14 protein-coding genes are annotated in these 19204 nt (G+C 39.7%); 8 read left to right on the top strand and 6 right to left on the bottom strand.

The genetic code is table 11. The features are described from left to right. Positions 1-62: 62 nt before the first annotated feature. Positions 63-2207 (bottom strand): M3 family metallopeptidase, encoded by a 2145-nt coding sequence (locus BCU84_RS14630; protein ID WP_102528813.1) that lies wholly within the window; start codon positions 2205-2207, stop codon positions 63-65. Positions 2208-2534: 327 nt separating this feature from the next. On the opposite strand from BCU84_RS14630, the gene BCU84_RS14635 reads away from it, so the two are divergent. Together BCU84_RS14635 and BCU84_RS14640 are read left to right on the top strand one after the other, a co-directional pair. Then, entirely contained in the window at positions 2535-3113 is a 579-nt protein-coding gene (locus tag BCU84_RS14635; RefSeq protein ID WP_102528814.1) for a thymidine kinase, read from the top strand. Positions 3114-4609: 1496 nt separating this feature from the next. After that, positions 4610-6226 carry a TIGR04141 family sporadically distributed protein gene (locus BCU84_RS14640; protein ID WP_102528815.1) on the top strand — a complete coding sequence of 539 codons (1617 nt, stop codon included), beginning with the start codon at positions 4610-4612 and terminating at the stop codon, positions 6224-6226. A gap of 260 nt (positions 6227-6486) precedes the next feature. Here BCU84_RS14640 and BCU84_RS14645 read toward each other — a convergent pair whose 3' ends face one another. Next, positions 6487-8277, bottom strand: coding sequence for an acyl-CoA dehydrogenase C-terminal domain-containing protein (locus BCU84_RS14645; RefSeq protein WP_102528816.1), 1791 nt, complete (start codon positions 8275-8277; stop codon positions 6487-6489). Between the two features lie 245 nt (positions 8278-8522). Beyond that, positions 8523-9428, bottom strand: a complete 906-nt coding sequence (locus tag BCU84_RS14650; RefSeq protein ID WP_157936227.1) for an alpha/beta hydrolase — start codon at positions 9426-9428, stop codon at positions 8523-8525. 278 nt (positions 9429-9706) lie between these two features. Between BCU84_RS14650 and BCU84_RS14655 the strand changes: the two genes are divergently transcribed. After that, positions 9707-10345 (top strand): TlpA disulfide reductase family protein, encoded by a 639-nt coding sequence (locus BCU84_RS14655; RefSeq protein ID WP_241906444.1) that lies wholly within the window; start codon positions 9707-9709, stop codon positions 10343-10345. Between the two features lie 166 nt (positions 10346-10511). Here BCU84_RS14655 and BCU84_RS14660 read toward each other — a convergent pair whose 3' ends face one another. After that, the gene (locus BCU84_RS14660) at positions 10512-11858 is read right to left on the bottom strand and encodes a coproporphyrinogen III oxidase family protein (protein WP_102528818.1); all 1347 of its coding nucleotides are present in this window, start codon (positions 11856-11858) and stop codon (positions 10512-10514) included. A 468-nt stretch (positions 11859-12326) separates the two neighbouring features. Here BCU84_RS14660 and BCU84_RS14665 point away from each other — a divergent pair, with 468 nt between their 5' ends. The 3 genes from BCU84_RS14665 (at position 12327) to BCU84_RS14675 (ending at position 14487) form a co-directional block, all read left to right on the top strand. Next, complete coding sequence (locus BCU84_RS14665) at positions 12327-12818, top strand: DUF1097 domain-containing protein (RefSeq protein ID WP_102528819.1); 492 nt, start codon at positions 12327-12329, stop codon at positions 12816-12818. Positions 12819-13241: 423 nt separating this feature from the next. Then, on the top strand, positions 13242-13691 hold the full coding sequence (locus tag BCU84_RS14670) for a hypothetical protein (RefSeq protein ID WP_102528820.1): 450 nt from the start codon (positions 13242-13244) through the stop codon (positions 13689-13691). 394 nt (positions 13692-14085) lie between these two features. Continuing rightward, the gene (locus BCU84_RS14675; protein ID WP_102528821.1) at positions 14086-14487 is read left to right on the top strand and encodes a hypothetical protein; all 402 of its coding nucleotides are present in this window, start codon (positions 14086-14088) and stop codon (positions 14485-14487) included. Positions 14488-14607: 120 nt separating this feature from the next. Here the strand turns inward: BCU84_RS14675 and BCU84_RS14680 are convergent, their stop codons facing one another. Next, complete coding sequence (locus BCU84_RS14680; protein WP_241906445.1) at positions 14608-16149, bottom strand: M28 family metallopeptidase; 1542 nt, start codon at positions 16147-16149, stop codon at positions 14608-14610. A gap of 319 nt (positions 16150-16468) precedes the next feature. Here BCU84_RS14680 and azu point away from each other — a divergent pair, with 319 nt between their 5' ends. Beyond that, positions 16469-16924, top strand: coding sequence for an azurin (gene azu, locus BCU84_RS14685; RefSeq protein ID WP_102528823.1), 456 nt, complete (start codon positions 16469-16471; stop codon positions 16922-16924). A gap of 221 nt (positions 16925-17145) precedes the next feature. Here azu and gltS read toward each other — a convergent pair whose 3' ends face one another. Continuing rightward, on the bottom strand, positions 17146-18375 hold the full coding sequence (gltS, locus tag BCU84_RS14690) for a sodium/glutamate symporter (protein WP_102528824.1): 1230 nt from the start codon (positions 18373-18375) through the stop codon (positions 17146-17148). A 390-nt stretch (positions 18376-18765) separates the two neighbouring features. Between gltS and BCU84_RS14695 the strand changes: the two genes are divergently transcribed. Next, complete coding sequence (locus BCU84_RS14695) at positions 18766-19107, top strand: FKBP-type peptidyl-prolyl cis-trans isomerase (RefSeq protein ID WP_102528825.1); 342 nt, start codon at positions 18766-18768, stop codon at positions 19105-19107. Positions 19108-19204 lie beyond the last annotated feature (97 nt).

Consider the following 19204-nt stretch of genomic DNA (forward strand, 5'->3'; position numbering starts at 1 on the left):
AAATATAAAAAATGCCACTCAATAGAGTGGCATTTTTGTATTTACTGTATACGTTAGGCTAATTAATTTAAGCCGCGACGCTCAAGTAACCCTTCAGTGGTTGGGGCTTGGCCTCTAAAGTTTTGATACGCTTCCATTGGTGGTACGCTGTTGCCCACTTCACGAATCGTTTTTCTAAACTTCATGCCTATTTCGCGATTTAAACCACCTTGAGTTTGCACGTAAGCAAAAGCATCAGCGGCAAGAATTTCACTCCACATATAAGCGTAATAACTTGCTGAGTAACCGCCAGGGAATGCATGCGCAAAGTAGGTTGAGCGGTAACGTGGCGGCACTGCAGGCAAATCAACGCCGTGTTTTTTCAATGCATTGGCTTCGAATTGCTCAACGTTCTGTAAAGGAGCATCAGCGTCCAGTGCATGCCATTCTAGGTCAAGCAGAGCTGCAGACATATACTCTAACGTATCGAAGCCTTGGTTAAAGCTTCGTGACGCTAATAGTTTTTGCAGCAAGTCATCAGGGATAGGTTTACCCGTATCATAATGCTTGGCGTAATTAGCAAGTACTTTGGGATGTGCGGCCCAGTCTTCCTCAAAGGTTGACGGGAATTCTACAAAGTCACGTGAAACAGAAGTTCCAGCTAGTGAAGGGTATTTCACTTTTGAGAACATACCATGAGTACCGTGGCCCATTTCATGGAACATAGTCGTGGCTTCATCGTAGCTCACAAACGTTGGCTGGCCTTCAGGCGCCTTTTTAATGTTCATCACGTTTACGACGACAGGCTTTTGATTTAATAGCTCTGACTGGCCAACAAAAGAGCTCATCCATGCGCCGCCACGTTTGCCTTCACGGGCAAAGTAATCAGCGTAGAAGATAGCCATGCTTGACCCGTCTTCATCAAACATCTCGTAAGCTTTTACATCAGGATGATAAACAGGTAAGTCTGGGCGCGGCTTAAGCGTTACGCCGTAAAGCTCTTGTAAGGTAAAGAAAACCCCATCTTCAAGTACGCGATTAAATTCAAAGTAAGGCTTGATTGATGCTGAATCTAAGTCAAATTTTTCTTTACGCACTAGCTCAGCGTAATAAGCCCAGTCCCATGGCGCTAGAGTAAAGTCGCCGCCGGTTTTGTTAATCATCGCTTGAATGTCTGCAGCTTCTTTTTGGGTATTTTCAACGACCGCAGGCACCATAGAGCCGAACATGTCATAGACCGCTTCAGGTGTTTTTGCCATTTGCGGCGCCAAGCGGTAGTCAGACCAAGTGTCGAAACCTAATAGTTTGGCTTTTTTAGCCCGAAGCTGTGCTAAACGTGCCACTAATGAAGCCGTTTCATTTTCGCCTGTTAAGCCACGGTTAGCAGATGCTTCCCATACTTGCTGACGTAATGCTCGATTATCTAACTGCGCCAATACTGGCTGACGAGTGGTATTGGTGATGTTAAGTAAGTATTGGCCGTCAAATCCCGCAGCTGCGGCATCCGCTTTTGCTGCAGCGATTGCTGATGTTGATAAGCCTGCAAGTTGACCCTCATCGTCCACAGTTACAGCAATTTCTTTACTTAGTCTTAATAGCCTTTGAGCAAATTCATTGGTGAGGGTTGATTGCTCTTCATTTAACTCACGGATTTGCTGCTTTTCTGCTTCAGTTAGTTTCGCACCCGCCAGTACAAAACGCTGATGATAGACTTCAACTAAACGGACTTCTTCATCAGTCAGCGACATGGTCAAGCGGTTATCGTAAATGGTTTGAATACGGGCAAACAGCTCAGGGTTCAGGTTGATGTTATCTGAGTGGGCAGCCATTTTAGGCGCCATAATACCTTGTACTTTACGCAGCTCTGGGTTGCTATTTGAACCTGTAAGGTTATAGAAAATACTCGAGGTACGGGTTAGTAAAGCGCCACTTTTTTCCATTGCTGCAATGGTATTCTCAAACGTGGCGGCTGCAGGGTTAGCGGCAATATCCAAAATTTGTTGGTAATGCTGCGCCATACCGAGTTCAAGGGCTGGCAGATAATGCTCATCTTTAAGCTGGCTAAAGTCAGGTGCCTGATACTGTAAAACACTGGCTTGTAATAGTGGATTCTGTTGCACTGCAGCCTCTTGTGTTGCTGTTTCAATTGAGTTGTTTGAATTGTTGTAACTGCAACCGCCTAAAGCGAGGGTAGTAGCAATGGCTACTGCGACAATTGTTTTATGCATCGACTTTCTACTTCCTTAATTATAATTGTTTATGCAATTTATCAATTGTTTCTTAATCGTATATGAAGAATGTTGGGTTTTGTGATGCCTGTAATTGTTATGGACTTAACAGCGCGTAAAACTGTGATCTAATTTATTGCAGAATGTAAATTTTGTTAATGTATGCGAGGTTTACGGTTGTCACGCCTTACTTGCTAATTGTTATAGCCTCAGTAATTTGCCAGCAAACCTGTTAACAGCTTCACGCTATTAAATCTGTAATCGGCTTATTTAAAAGTCGATTCGATGATAGAATAACGGCGATTATAACAATAAGGATCTTCTGTTTTGGCACAACTCTATTTCTATTATTCGGCTATGAATGCTGGCAAATCAACATCACTTCTACAATCATCTTATAACTACCGTGAACGCGGAATGAATACGCTAGTCATGACAGCGTCAATCGATGATCGTTATGGTGTGGGAAAAGTCGCCTCAAGAATAGGGATTGAAACTGAAGCGCAAGTTTTTGGCGCTGAAGATAACTTATCTAAGATGATTGAAACTGAGCTTGAAACCCAAAAGCTGCATTGTATTTTAATTGATGAATCGCAGTTTTTAAGTAAAGAACAAGTGAAGCAATTAACTCACGTGGTGGATAATTTAGATATTCCAGTACTGTGTTATGGCCTTAAAACTGATTTCCAGGGCGAGCTGTTTAGTGGCAGCCAATACCTATTAGCATGGGCTGATAAATTGGTTGAGTTAAAAACCATTTGTCATTGTGGCCGTAAAGCCAACATGGTGGTGCGTCTTGATGGCAATGGCAAACCAATGCGTGAAGGCGAGCAAGTGGCGATTGGTGGCAACGAAAGCTATGAGTCAGTATGTCGTAAGCATTTCCGTGAGTTCATTTGGGATTAATACTGTTGATAACAGTATTTGATGAAATGAGAAGTTAAAACCCATTTTTGCAAACAAAAACGGGTTAGGAGTAACACATTCCTGCCCCAAAACTTGTTAGCAGCTTTAGTTAGCTAATGATTTCTAGATTTGAATAGAATCAAAATCAAAGTCGTGGCGCTTCGCCCACACCAGACTAAAAGGGAGTGAACTGCGACTCCCTCTTAGAACACCCCGCAGCTCCGGCGAAATTTAAACAGCAAAATTTCCAACGGAGAATCAATCCAGCTTTAAACTTCGTTTGATGCTAACTTCTGACTTATTCGAAAATGCTAACGCTTCCGATAGTGCATCCCTGCACCGACGAAAGCTAGCCTGACGTCCTGTCAGGCTCACGCTATTTTCTTCAACGTCCTCAATTCAAATGGAGTCTTTTAAATGCAAGATCTACTAGCTTTAGCTCTTTAAATTATCACCAATGTAGTCAAATCGAAGAGACAATAAACCCAGTGTAGATACGTTCAAGACCTTCGAAAACATGGATGTTTTCGCAGAGCCCACAGGGATGTGTTTACGGCGTGTCTTGGATGTATCTGCACAAAAGCCTGCGGCAGGCAATGGATTAAATTGAAGTAATGGTCTGCTGTAACTGAGCCAATATAAATGAAGTTATCGTAAAACGTTTTTGCCCGAAAACTTGTTTCAAATTTTGAAATTATCGTTTAAAAAATCAAAGTCGTGGCGCTTCGCCCACACCAGACTAAAAGGGAGTGAACTGCGACTCCCTCTTAGAACACCCCGCAGCTCCGGCGAAATTTAAACAGCAAAATTTCCAACGGAGAATCATCCAGCTTTTAACTTCGTTTGATGCTAACTTCTGACTTATTCGAAAGTGCTAGCGCTTCCTATGGTGCATCCCTGCACCTCGAAAGCTAGCCTGACGTCCTGTCAGCCTCACGCTATTTTCTTCAACGTCCTCAACTCAAATTGAGTCTTTTAAATGCAAGATCTACTAGCTTTAGCTCTTTAAATTATCACCAATGCAGTCAAATCGAAGAGACAATAAACCCAGTGTAGATACGTTCAAGACCTTCCAAAACATGGATGTTTTGGCAGAGCTTACATGGACGTACTCGCAGCGTCTCGCAGTTGTATCTGCACATAAGCCTGCGGCAGGCAATGGATTAGATTGAAGTAGTGATATAAGACAACCTTGCCAATAAAAACTAATAAAAAATTCTCGGGTTTACCAATCAAACAATCCTATATCATTGAAAAGTTAGCGTTTTGGCTTAAAAGAAGTTTACATAACGCCCCAGATAATTATCAGTTATCTCAATTCTCGGTTTTATCCAGTATTTAGTCGATTGATTTAAATTTTGATGGCTGTTAAGTTATTAAAACTATTAATAAATTAAGCTGAAAAGTGATTGAGTGTTGGTAAGTAGCCTAGGGGTGTTTATCGGAATTCTCGCTAATAAGCTGTTAGTTTTTCAAAATGGTGCCGAGAAGGATTTATGGCAAAAAAAATCAAAGTAAGAAAAGAGAAATTATCCATTTACTTAATGAGAGATGGTTATAGTATTGATTCAGACGTGATTAAACTGGAGAACGCTAAACCTCCAATTGAAATGGACTTGCCTGAAACGGAATTTTCTCGGCTATATATAAAAAAGCAACCACCTAAAAGTGCACCTCCGTGGTCTAAATTATTCACTTCAGAGAATCAAGTAGATATTTCTGAATTTGGTATGTCCTCAAGTGTAGGCGCTGTTTTTGTTGTAAGTGTTTCTGGCGCGACTTTTATACTATCTTTTGGTACGGGCTTTCACCTTTTAAAATCAGAAGCTATAGAAAGAGATTTTGGGTTAAAAGTTACATTAAACTCAGTCGACCCAGATAAATTAAGAAGTTTAGATAAAGCCAGCTACGACCATAACCCTTTAAACTCTAGAACTCAAAGTACTATTGATGTCGATATATTTAATCTTCATTTAGATTCTGAAATGGAAATGCTTTATGCAGTAACTGGAACGTCTTTAGTTGAAGAATTCGGAAGTAACGTAACAGGCCGTGATGCTCTTACAATTGCAGTCGAAACTGAGTTGTCAGATATCCCTAAAATATTATTAAAAGCAATCAATAAGTATCGTTCCAAACTTCCTGCAAAATTTAGTTGGGTAGAAAACATTAATCGGGTTAGGGATTTTGATGAGATTGAACTACTTGATATGGAGTTAGAGCAATATTTAGATAATAAAGTTTATGATCACTTTTGGCTAGGTGAACCTGAAATTGTCGACTGGGAAAGCCAAGTTGGATACTCGTTTGATATGTACCAAAAAACACTTCGACATGTAACTCTGTCGTTTGATGATTTTATCAACTACTTAAATGGTATTTCTCCTACGATTGATATCATGAAGAGTAATATGGTTCACGTAAATAATAGTGAATATCAATCAGTAAAAAGCTGGCCTGTTTACAGGTGTTTATATGCTGAAATTACTTTTGGTTCAGATAATTACATATTGAGAAATGGTGTATGGTATAAAATAAATCGTGATTTTGTATCCGCAGTTGATGATTACCTTAGCGACCTTGATGTTCACCCTTTTAAGTTCCCTGTTTATTCTCATGATGACGAAGGTGATTACAATGAGCATGTCTCTAAAACTGAAAACGGCTTTTGTCTGATGGATAAGAAAAATATTCAAATAGGTGGAGTTTACGATAAATTAGAGCATTGTGATCTGATTAGAAATGGGAACGAATTTGTTCATGTGAAGCTTTATCGTAGTTCAAGTACATTAAGTCATTTATTTTCACAAGGGTTTGTGGCAGCTGAGGCGTTTATTAAAGATATAGATTATAGAGAAAAATTAAATCCGAAATTGCCTAATTCGATTAAACTACAAAACCCACAACTTAGACCAAACCCGAATGATTACAATGTGGTTTATGGCATTGCTACTAAAAAAACTATACCTAAAGAATTACCATTTTTTTCAAAGGTAACCTTAAAGAACTCTTTAAAAACCTTAAGGGCACTTAATTACAATATATCTCTTGCTAAAATAGATGTTGATCCTGTCTGGTTAAAAACAAAGAAGTGTAAGCCTAAGAAAAACTAACAAGGCACTTAAAAAGAACTAAAACAGTGGTTTAGGTTTCGCTTCGCTACACATTATAACCCACTATTTTAGTCCGCTTAGTGCGGAGTTAGCCAACTCACTTCTTTCCAAAGTGAGTTTAAAAATGATTAAACTTTATTATAAGCAAGCGACTTTCATTCCTAGATAAATTATCAATCATCGTTATGATCATAAAACAGCGCCTATTGGCGCTGTTTTTGTTTTTTGGTTGCAGAGTTAATGCGGTTTAATAGCACCGCTTAAAAGTCATTGTCATCAAAGGCTGCAATATTTGCGCTGCTCATTTCCACTTGCTTACGTAAGCTACGTGTCTGACAACCCCAATAGTTCATGTAAAAGCTGGCAGTGTTCAACTTAGCTTGATAAAAAGCCTGTTCATCAGTTCCAGCTTCAATGGCTGCAAGAGAGGTGGCTGCAATACGTGCCCACATCCAAGCGAGAGCCGAGATACCAAATAATTGCATATAAGGCATCGAAGCTGCACCAATCATGTCTGGATTGGTGGCGGCTGATTTTGCAATAAAGCCAGTGGCTTTTTCTAAATCTGCAGCAGCATCCATTAGCCCTGCAATGTACGGCTTCATCGCGTCATTAGCGCTGTGCTCACCAATAAACTGTTTCACCATGTCTGACCAAAGGCTTAATGTCGCCCCTTTATCAGATAACAATTTACGACCCACTAAATCTAAAGCTTGAACGCCGTTAGTGCCTTCATAAAGCATGGCAATACGAATATCGCGGACAAATTGCTCCATGCCCCATTCATTGATGTAGCCATGACCACCATAAATTTGCTGCGCATCAACACAGGCTTTAAAGCCTTGGTCGGTGACAAAACCTTTAACGATAGGCGTAAATAATGCCGCAAGCGCAGACGCTTGTTTGGCTTTGACAGGATCGGAGTGGCGCTCAGCGGTATCTAACCACAATGCTTGCTGGCCCATTAATGCTCGGGTTGCTTCATTGAATGACTTTTGCGACAACAACATGCGGCGAACATCACCATGAACCAGGATAGGATCCGCTGCTTGGTCGGCATGTTTTATCCCAGATAATGCGCGGCCTTGGACTCGGTCTTTGGCGTACACCAATGCATTTTGGTAGGCAATATCTGAAACACCTAACCCTTGAATACCCACGCCGAGTCTGGCTTGATTCATCATAGTAAACATGGCTTTTAAACCTTGATGAGGCGCACCGACTAATTCACCTACAGCGCCATCAAATAACATCACGCAGGTTGAGTTACCATGAATGCCCATTTTATGCTCAAGTGCGGTGGCACTTAAGCTGTTTTCTTTGCCTAAAGAACCGTCATCGTTGACCATAAATTTAGGCACCGCGAATAATGAGATACCTTTGACGCCTTCAGGGGCATCAGGTAATTTTGCTAACACTAAGTGAATGATGTTTTCAGCTAAGTCGTGATCCCCTGATGAGATAAATATTTTCTCGCCGCTAATCGCAAACGTGTCATCGCCAAGAGGTTTAGCTTTAGTGCGCAGTAAGGCTAGATCTGTCCCTGCATGAGACTCAGTTAAGTTCATTGTGCCAGTCCATTCACCACTGACGAGTTTTTCTAAATACTTTTGTTTAAGTTTATCGCTGCCATGAACATGAATCGCTGAGTAAGCACCATGGGTTAATCCCGGGTACATGGCAAATGCCATATTGGTGGCGGTTTTCATTTCGGTGGCAAAGGTGCCAATCACTTCGGGTAAGCCTTGACCGCCGTATTCAGGGTCACAGGTAAGGGTTGCCCAACCATCATCAATGTATTGCTGATATGCGGCTTTAAACCCCTTTGGTGTTATCACTTTTCCGTCTTCAAGCTTACAACCTTCAAGATCACCAGAGGCATTAAGCGGCAACATGATATCGGTGGTGAAGTCAGCCACGCCTTGTAAAATGGCATCGGTAAGTTCAGGGTCGACTTCATCAAAACCTTTAAGATCAGTTTGCTGATAAATATTGAGTAACTCAGATAGGATGAATTGATAGTCGCGAAGGGGAGCTTGATAAATCGGCATAATACGGTCCTTTGTTGTTTGCTATCTGTCAAACTGCCGATACTAGCGAAGCAAGGTTAACAGACTCCATAACTGTTTATCGTGTCGGTTCAGCTGTGCAAATACATGGGCAGACAGCTGAACCTTTTGCTTATTATTTACTGTGCAATTTCGCTTATTTGTTAGGCGATAAACTACCTTAACCAATTTCGAGTAAAAACTCAGCTTTATTTTTAAGCGATGTTTTAGCTAGGTAAATGTAGGCTTTAAGTCATTATTTTATGGCTTTTCCAGAACGAGAATGCATGTTCAAGAACTTGCTCTGGCGCTTCAACTTGTGGGTAATGTCCCACGCCGTTAAGGCTGATGGTATCTGCATCGGTTATCAGCTCTTGGTAGCGTTTAAGCATGTCATGCCCTGAAATAGGATCTTCTAAACCATTAATAAAACGCATGGGTTGTTTATATTGTTGCAATGCGACGACCCAGCGATCACGATGTTCAACCCGTTCTTTCATGTATTGGATCAGCTTGTGAAAGATACGGTCGCCTTGGTTATGTTGGATCAGTTGCCAATATTTTCTCAGTTCAATATCGTCAATGTTAATACAACAGATATTGTCGAAATTACGTTTGAAAGCGTCATAACCCATGCCTTTAGCCACAATAAAACCTATGGGGCTTAGTAACAGTTTTTGGATGAGAATTGGATGAATCACTTCGGGGAAAATGCCGCCATTTAGTAATAAACAGCTTAATATTTCAAAGCAAGGCGACGCTTGCTTTTGCTTAGCATCATTGTTTCTTGCCAATAATTCTTGAGTGACGGTATTACCGTAATCATGGGATAAAATATGAACTTGATTAATATCTAATGACGTAAGTACATCTTCGATTAAATTAGCTTGAGCAGCAAAAGAATAAGGGAAGTCTGTCGGCTTATCGGAATAACCAAAACCAATCATATCTAAGGTAATCAGATAAAAGTGTGGGCTTAAGCTATCCCAAATTGGTTGCCAATCATAACTGCAAGTGGGGAATCCGTGGATCAGTAATAATGCTGGTTTGGACTTATCGCCCTCGTGTCTGACAAAAATGTTATTTTCAAAGTGTGGTTTAAAGGCATGTTTATGAAAACGGCCTTGATTTAACCAATGGGTTAATTTTTGCATAGATATTCCCCAATAATCCATTTTGTTTTTTTTGTTTTATACCAAACTAACGTGATTAATCCTGTTTGTAAAACGTTCTTAACGTCGAATTCTTATTTTCAAACATGCATAAACACTAATCTAAATCAGTCACTTAACAAGCCGCTGAAAAACTGGCGAGCTGTGTTCTCGTTTAGCAGTAAGCTGCCCTGAATAAAAAAGGTGTTTTAGTCGGTCTTAATATTCAAGTGCGAATGCTTATCGCTGATTGTCGACTTTATTAATAGGATTGAATGCTTATGAAACCTATCAACGGACTGACCTTAAACGGACAGAGTTTAAATGGACTTATTTTAAACAGACTGATTTTAAATAGCCCGATTTCAAACAGACTGATTTTAAACAGACGGTATCGTGAAATTGCAGCGGAGGTAATGACCTTTACTTTACTGAGCTTGTTAATGTTGCTTTTTTCAACTGCTGCGCGGGCAGATGAGACACTAACTGATGAACATCATTTTCCTCAAGCTGAAGCATTTATACTCAATGATGCCCAAGGCAATGAATGGTCATTGGCTGAGCAAGCGGGTAAACCGGTTGTGATTCATTTTTGGGCCACTTGGTGCCCTTATTGTAAAAAGCTTCAACCAGGGCTTGAACGATTAAGGTTAGCGAATAGTGAATCTGATCTTGAAATGGTGGCGATTAGCTTCAATGAAGATAAAGGTGCAATGCCAGCGAAGGTGTTAAAGGAGCGAGGCATCGACATGACAACCTTGATAAATGGTGACAAGGTTGCAAAACGTTATGGTGTAACAGGTACTCCAACGACTGTGTTTATTAATCGACAAGGACAAGTGGTTTGGGTGACGCGAATATCAGATCCAGACTCACCTAAATTAGTTCAGGCAATTGATTTTCTATTATCTGAGCAATAACGAAATAACATGACCACCAGGTTGATAGGGATATAAAACAGCAACTAGCATTATAAAAACACTCTGCTTTATAAAAAGAACCCGCTTTATAAAAAGCGGGTTATGTTTTCTGTATTGGTTTAACTTAATAAGCAGTTAAACCAAGCTTGAGCTTATTTGTGACGACTTATCCTGTAAAGATAGGAGACTCATCAGATTTGTTTTCTGCAGATTCATCAACAGCCATGGTTAAAGGCAAGTCTCGTGCTTGTTCACGTAAGTAATCCATACCAGCCAAAAAGCCTGAGAACATTTTCAGTGCAATAAATTGACCTCCAACCGTGGTCTGGTAATTATTGCCTTTCTTAGTCAAAGCCCCAGCGGAAATCAGATAACTCATTTCCAGTGGAAAAGCTTGCCAAAGTGTTTTGCCTGTATGGGCTTTAAACTGCTGATTGTCCAGTGTGCCGTGACCCATCATCATCATTAAGTGATGTTGTAATAGGGCTTTGGCTTCTAATGGTTTGGTATAACAGGTACCTGTTTGCCCTGATTCGATTCGGCTAATATAGTCAGGAATATCAAAACTTGAAATTCTAAACTGTTCACCAAAACGACCAAAAGCACCTGAGCCAACGCCAAAGCAATCTTCGCCATCTAAAACGTATTTATTTTCTACTGGCTGACCAAAGTTACGGCTGAATGTCCACGGGAACTCCATGATGTAACGTTCAGCCATTGCTTCTTTTACCGCTAAAAACTGTGGCCATAATTCTTCAGGACTACCTGCTAAACAACCTGCTTTCTTGCGATTTTGGCCTATGCCAACGGTTAAAGGGTAAGTGGTGATTTGATCTGGGCTTAAGCGAATGGTTTGAGCTAAATCACTGGCAACAGTCTCTGGCGTTTGCATCTTAAAGCCATACATCATGTCCAAGTTAACTGTGGGGATCACTTCAATGGCACGGCTAACGTATTCAGCTTGTTGCAAACCACTGCCGAATTTTTCAAATCGGCCACTGGCTTTTAGAATTTTATCATCAAAGCTTTGCACCCCAATCGACATGCGGTCAACCAAGCCTTTGAGTAAATGTGGATTACCTTCTTTGAAATAAATTGGGTCACTTTCACAGGACACTTCTCGTACCGTGGTAATAGACTTAATCATCTCGATGGTTTTAATCAACTCATCTTCTAATATGGTTGTCGTCCCGCCACCAATGTATACCCGATTAAAGCGATAACCTTGGGCTATCACCATGCGAATTTCTTGTCTTAACGCCTTAAAATAAGCCTTGGCGACACCTTCATTAAATTTAATTTTGTGAAATGAACAAAAACGGCAAAGGGTATGGCAAAAAGGAATATGAATATAAAGTGTTTCGATGGGCTTTTCTGGCACAGTCAGCTTAGTCACATCAGTTAATGCGACGGCATCTTTTAAACTGAGCGATTGCTTAATCGTCATCCCCATTACCCAGTCTAAAGAGCTGGTAGCAAGGTTCAGCCTAGAAGTAGATAAGTATTTTTTCATGAGCAAGCCTTAGTCTTTTGGTTTCACCAACTGTGCAAGCTTTTCATTTGAAAAGGGCGATTGGTTTGTAATTATTTATTAGATGGATATCAGCGTAAATGACTCAATAAGTCCAAACTGTTGTGTAAAGCATGAAAATACAAATCTATACCTTTTTTATGTAGTTGATTTACCAAAATTTGATGCCTATCACTTGTTCCGTTTTAAATTCAATACTTATACGACAAAAAAATGATTGAAGCAGATTTCTAATGATTAGAAAAAGTGGTCCCTACAGTCGCTACAAGCTATATCTTAAATTAGTAATATTGAATGTTTACATGTTTTTTATCGAAAATTTGTTGATTCATTCATCAAAACTGGGCTTGGGTCGCTTTTTTTTAGTGCCTGAATAGCGTAAATTAACCTCCATTGTGTTATTTTGTAAACACTCAATTTCTTAATAAAGACTATTTCAAGAGGTTAGCTATGGAACATCGTTGGCAAATCGCGATTTCAGCAGGTTTATTAGCAGCATTGTGGGCAGGCGTTGCCGACGTTTTCCAATTAGTGACTTGGATAGGTTTTTTAAGTTGCAGCACTTTTTTTGCTCAAACCGAAACCGGTATTAAAGGCATGTTTATGGCCATGAGTACTAATTTATCGGGCGTGTTTTGGGGATGGTTAATCATTTCAGGCAGTAGTTTCTTTATATCTCCGATAATAGGTTATGCCTTTACGGGTATTGCTACAGCAGGAATGTGTTTACAGGCAAGTTATAAAAAGCTCGCTTTTATCCCTGGCGCTTTTATAGGTTGTTGCATTACTTTTGCAATGAGTGCAGATCTTGCCGCGATTTTACCGCCATTATTCATCGGTGCTGTACTGGGTTATAGCATGAGCTTACTGACTGCTCAGTTGATTAGTATTACACCCAAAATACAAAGTCTATTTGCAGGCAATACTGCCAAAGAGCTTTAACCTTGTTATCCAATATTGTGACTTTAAATTGCGATTATCGTTAGGAAAACGCTTTTATCAACAGGCTAGTTATTGCCGATAAATAGCGTACCACCAAAGTGCTACATTTAAGCCTGTTAACATAACGTTTAACAGGCTTTTTTTAGGGGTTTATAATGGAGTTAGTTGATCATTTCTATACCAGTGTTTGTTGCTGATCATTCGGTGTCATTCTTAAGTATCCTTTTTTTATCTATATTCATCATAAGCTTGTATTACTTTAGAATGACGTCGCTTTATTTTGTCAGTATAAATTTCAATCTAATAAACTGAAAAGACTGACGTTTGCATTTAATCATGCGTTTATAGCCCATTTGGCTATACTTTCTATGCACATTTGGTCGCTATATCGTGACCAAAATGATTGCAATAGGAGTGAACGACATGAACAAGACCTTAATATTATTGTTATGCGTTTTAGTAAGTGGTTCTGCATTTTCAAAGGATAGATTAGAAGTATTTGAAGATTATGATCTTGGCACCGAAATAATGATGATGACGACTGTGCGTGTTGATCCGAATATGGGTGATATTTACCTAGCGGGTTTACGCAGTAGTTGGGTTAAAGCTGTAAAGCTACAAAAGGAGCTTGGTTATATTAAAGATTGGAAGATATACGGCAGTGATTTACCGACGAGCGGTGATTTTAATATGTTGCTGGTGGTCAGTTTTGCTAATGCTGCTGATATCGAACCGAATAAAACCAAGTACCAAGAGTTTATGAAAAAATGGAGTGAGTCAGACGAGAAAAAGTCTAACGAAATTTCAGCCAAATACCCTGAAGTTAGAACCTTAACCGGTGAATATAGAATGCGAGAAATTATCTTAAAGTAAGATAATCGGAACTTGTTCATAGAGTGAGATGTATTTGAATCGGTTCCGTACTCGTTACCTTCTTGAGTAGGGGCGCTTACAGATTTAACCCTAGCTATTTTCTCTTTCTTTGTTTATCTCTTTTTTACAATCTCAGTCAATCTAGCAACTGCTCATCTTAGCGCGCTATTATTTTTCACCAACAGCTTCTTCATCTTCATCAACAACCTGTCACCACGTTTCTCATTTCAGGGTTTCACTCTTTAGTTTGATGCTATTGCGCTATCAAATGGTTATCAGAATTGAAGCTTTATTATAAATAAATGTTCATAAAAGAAAGGACAGGGGTTTCTAATTTACACCGATATGCAATCTCGCTAGGATGTCGCTTTTTAAGCATCTAGCAAGGATATTCATGAAGTCTGCGACACTGTTTACCTCAATCATCATTTTCATAACCATAATGATTTCAGCGCCAGCCAAAGCGGCTCCAGAAGTGGGACTTATGGTCGGTAGTGACTCAGGTATTAATATCAAAATGGATAATTATAAGTTTGGTGTAGGCTTAGATGATTTATCATTTACCTTAGATAAAACATTCAATTTTCAAGACCATCCCCATTTTTACTGGGGCATTGGCGGTAAGATTGCTGACTCTAAAAGCAATGATATTCAATTAGGTGCTAGAGCAATATTTGGTGCTCACACTAAGGTAGAGCGATTCACCTTTTTTATCGAAGCACAGCCAACCTTGTATTTACTGGATGACGTTAAAGTCGAGCTAGAAGCAATAGGCGGCGTGCGCTACCACTTCTAGAACGAATTATTGTCTTTAGCTTCGATCTTTATCGCATAAATTAGAAAGCGAACCTTAATTGGTTCGCTTTTTGATTTACTGAGCTTTTACAGTAATGACAGAAAAGTCATATAGTGCCTATTACCGTGCATCTTCAGATCGGCGTTTTTTGAAATCAGATTCTTCAATCCATTTTGGCCAATCATCATTATTAGCAAGTTTTTCAATGATATCTGAGATTAATGCCAAATCTTGTTTTACGCCACCAAGGTCCCAATTGGGATTATAATCATCGGCAGTTTGATGGTATTTATGTGAAATGTATTCAGGGTCGGTGTCGCCTAGGCTCATAAACATTAACCCTGGCACGCCCTGTTTAGCTAATGCAAAATGATCTGAGCGGAACATTAAACCATTTTGAGGACGGGGATCAGCTTTAACTGACCGACCTTGAGCTTTAGCGGCATTATCTAAATACGTTTCTAGTTCAGATACATTTTCACCATAACGCAAAATGTAATCGACACCTTTACCAACATTCATCCCATCGATATTTAAAAATGACACAATTTGTTTAGTGGGTACAGGTGGGTGAGCAGCAAAATATTGTGCGCCAATTAACCCTGTTTCTTCAGCAGTAAAGGCGGTGAAAAGAATAGCGCGTTTTGGAGCTAACTTTTGTTGTTTAAAGTGACGCGCTAATTGCATGACGCCAGCAACGCCAGAAGCATTGTCGACTGCGCCATTATATATATGACTTTTACCATCTTTAATCGTTTTACCAAGGTGATCCCAATGGGCATGCATCACTAAGTACTCATCACCTTGGCTAGTGCCTGGAATTAACCCTGCGACATTATAAGATGTGGCTAATTCAATATCGTTTTTTACAGACAAATTAGCTTTAAGGTTTAATGGAATAGCGTTAAAACTTGGTTTTGCAGCTGTGACTTTTAATTTATCGAAATCTAAGTTTGCGGCCTTAAAAATTTGTTTGGCTACATCATGTTGTATCCAGCCCATGACACCAATATGAGACTGGTTTTTATCCTCATCGACTAAAGTGTATTTAGTATTGGTATTGCTGTTTTGTACGACATTCCAACCATAGGCTGCCGGTGCGGTTTCATGCACAATAAAAACGGCTTTGGCACCTTGTCTTGCCGCTTCTTCATATTTATAAGTCCAACGACCGTAGTAAGTCATAGCGTTACCCTTGAAGATGCTAGGGTCTTGGGTCGCAAAACCAGGATCATTTACTAAAATAATCACGGTCTTACCTTGTACATCAAGGTTAGCGTAATCATTCCATTGATACTCTGGGGCATTAATTCCATAGCCGACAAAGACTACATCACTATTATTTAGCGCAAGCTGAGGTAAAACTTGTTCAGTTCTGGCGGTAAAGTCGCTGCCATTATTGAAAACTAAATCGTCAATTTTTAGCTGCATGTTTTGGTCTGCGGTAATTTTAGCCATAGGCACAGCTTGGCGGTAACTGTCACCAAAACCGGGTTCAAGCCCCATCGCTTTGTAGGCATTTTCTAAATACTCAACAGTCAGCTTTTCTCCCTTAGATAAAGGACCTCGGCCCTCAAACTCGTCGCTGGCGAGAGTTTTGACATCTTCATGATAAATCTTTTGATCAAATTGAAATGGCGCAGCATCAACGCTTGGTAGCAAAAGCAGACTACATACGGTCAATAAACGAAAAGTTTTCACAGGTTACGTCCAGTATTTAGGGGGAAAATTCATTGTAACAGTATGATGGCGGAGAGAAAGTGTCGAGTGTAACGATAAGTTACAACTTGATTTTCAATGGCGTTATTAACAATATTGCCGAACTGTTGATGATCACTTTGAGTCAGTCACATTCGTAGTAGGCTAATTTAATCTTTAACTTATTTACTATTGATAACCATTCTCATTTACTTGTTATTGATTTAGACTGCCTTTGGTAAGCAGCGCTGCTGCAATCAATACCATATTATAAGGGAGCAATATGACTCACATTACTAAGTTAACAGCGACACTAGCGTTAACTCTCGCAAGTTTAAGTGTCAGTGCTAATGACTGTGAACTGACTATTACAGCCAATGATGCAATGCAATTTGATAAGAAAACGTTAGCTGTTCCAGCAACATGTAAACAAGTAACTTTAAACCTGAAGCATTCAGGCACGTTACCTAAATCTGCGATGGGACATAATTGGGTGTTAAGTACGGCCGAGAATATACAAGCAATCGCCAATGATGGAATGACTGCAGGTATTGAACACAGTTATGTTAAACCAGACGATACCAGAGTCATCGCACATACTGGTGTTATTGGTGGTGGTGCAGAGACATCAATCACTTTTAGTATTGAAGGGTTAGACAGCAGTGCAGCTTACCGATTCTTTTGCTCCTTTCCTGGGCATTGGGCGATTATGCAAGGTAGCTTTGTTATAGAGGCTTAAAAATAGCATTTATATGCGAAGGTTTTTAACAGAAACTTTTACATAAGCTTTTAACACAGGTCTATAGCAAATACTGTTAAATTTACAGGTTTAATTGGCTTTGAATTAATTCACTTTGAGCTTACTCAATTAGGATAAACTCTAACGAGCGAGTGTTAAAAATCAACCGGCGAACCTAAAATGGTTCGCCTTTTTGTTAATTTAAAATGTGTGAGAGATAGTTAAAAGCTCACGAACATATTAATAATCATTGCATTGATGATGTCGATGAAAAAGCCGCACACTAAAGGGACGATAATAAAGGCTCTATGGGCGGCGCCATATTGCTGTGATACCGCAGTCATATTAACAATTGCAGTTGCTGTTGAGCCTAAGGTTACCCCGCCAAAACCTGAACAAATCACTGCCGCTTCATAATCTTTACCCATCATTCTAAAGACGACAAAAATGGTAAAGACAACAGACAGAATGACTTGTAAGGTCATTACAACGGAGATGTAAGCGAAGCTGCCCTCGAGTTCCCAGATTTTAAGACTCATTAGCGCCATGGTTAAGAACATGCCTAAACAAATATCTTGAATTAAGCTTAGCCCTCTTGACGCTTCTTCAATGTAGGTTTGGTCTCTGTCTTTATTGCGATTCAGTATCGCTCGACCAACGTTGCCGATAATAATACCTGCAAGTAAACAGGCGACAAACATAGGTAATTTAAGGCCTGCGCCTTGCAAACCTAAATCAATAAAATAGCCCATTATCAAGGTGACATTAAGCCATAGCCAAGCGCGCAGTACCCCAAAATAATCGACTTTAATTGATTTACTGTTTTCTTGATGGCTAGCACCAATATCCAGTTCATCATCTTGATTGGGTTTGACCTTATGACGCTTCATTAAATAGGCGGCAATCGGGCCACCGATAACACATGCTGCGATAAGACCTAGGGTATTTGAAGCTATGCCTAGTTCACTAGCGTTGGTAATGCCTAACTCTTCAACAAAGGTTGGGGTCCATGCCATTGCGGTTCCAACGCCGCCGATGAGAGAAATCGAACCTGACATTAAGCCGGCTTTAGGATCTAAGCCAAATAAGCTTGCAACACTTACCCCCATGACATTTTGCAGGATAATAAAGGTGCTTGATAAAAATAGTAAAATTAGTAACGGTTTACCGCCTTTAATTAAGGTCGCAAAATCAGCTTTTAAACCAATCCCCGCAAAAAAGTACAGTAATAATATATCTCTTACTTCGAGGTTAAATTCAATTTGTAGTCCAAAGGCATAATACAGAACGCCGACAATAATAGCGCAGAAAAAACCGCCTACAACAGGTTCGGGTATGCTGTATTTTCTAAGCACCTCATATTGCGAGATGATGCCTTTACCAATAAATAAGGTAATAATGGCTAAGGTGAATGATACGAAGTCTTTCACTTCGACTAACTGGGGTTCCATTTTTTGTCCTCTTGAAAGGGTTGTGGTTTACAAACTGGCTTATCTATTTAGGTTAAAGCGCTATCTTTAAGAAATAATTTTAAAGGTGTTAGCTGTTGGTTTAATCGATAACTCATTATCAGGACATCAACTTGATACAAGCTTGATGTAAGATTAAATAGTTGTAATTATTAATTTAAATTACCAGTTGGTTCAGCTGATATTCAGTTTTAGTGAACAATTGAAATTGATGAGAATAGGGCGGTTGAGGGAGATGTATTGGTTAGCTGGAAAGAGTTAATTAGCGGTTAGAAACGATGCTGAATAACTGATTCTTAGTTATTTTTAGCATCAGAATAATGTCCGTTTGCTGTTATAATCTCGGCATTATTTTATAGAAAAGGCATTCGTATGACTTCCCTTGCAGAACTTAATATTACCGACATCACGGTTGGTGAAGGTAAAGCCGCAGAAAAAGGTGCACTAATCACCTGTAAATATACCGGTAAATTAGCCGATGGCAGCGTATTTGATAGCTCAGAAGCTTTTCAAGTGGTGATCTCCGCTAAACGAGTTATCCAAGGTTGGTATCAAGGTATTATTGGTGACAACCCAATGAAGGTAGGCGGAACACGCCAACTGTCAGTCCCTGCTCACCTTGGTTACGGCGAGCGCAAAATTGGCGATAAAATCCCGCCTAATTCTGATCTATTCTTTGAAATTGAATTATTAGAAGTGCTAACCCGAGATTGATGAATGAATGGCAACAGTCATGTTGCCATTGTTGTTTATGGCTAACCTATCAGTAGGGCTAACTGGTTTTTAATTAAGTTTACTTTGATTTGCTTAC

The organism is Shewanella sp. 10N.286.51.B7 (assembly GCF_002873615.1).
GTDB classification, from domain to species: Bacteria; Pseudomonadota; Gammaproteobacteria; order Enterobacterales; family Shewanellaceae; genus Shewanella; species Shewanella electrodiphila.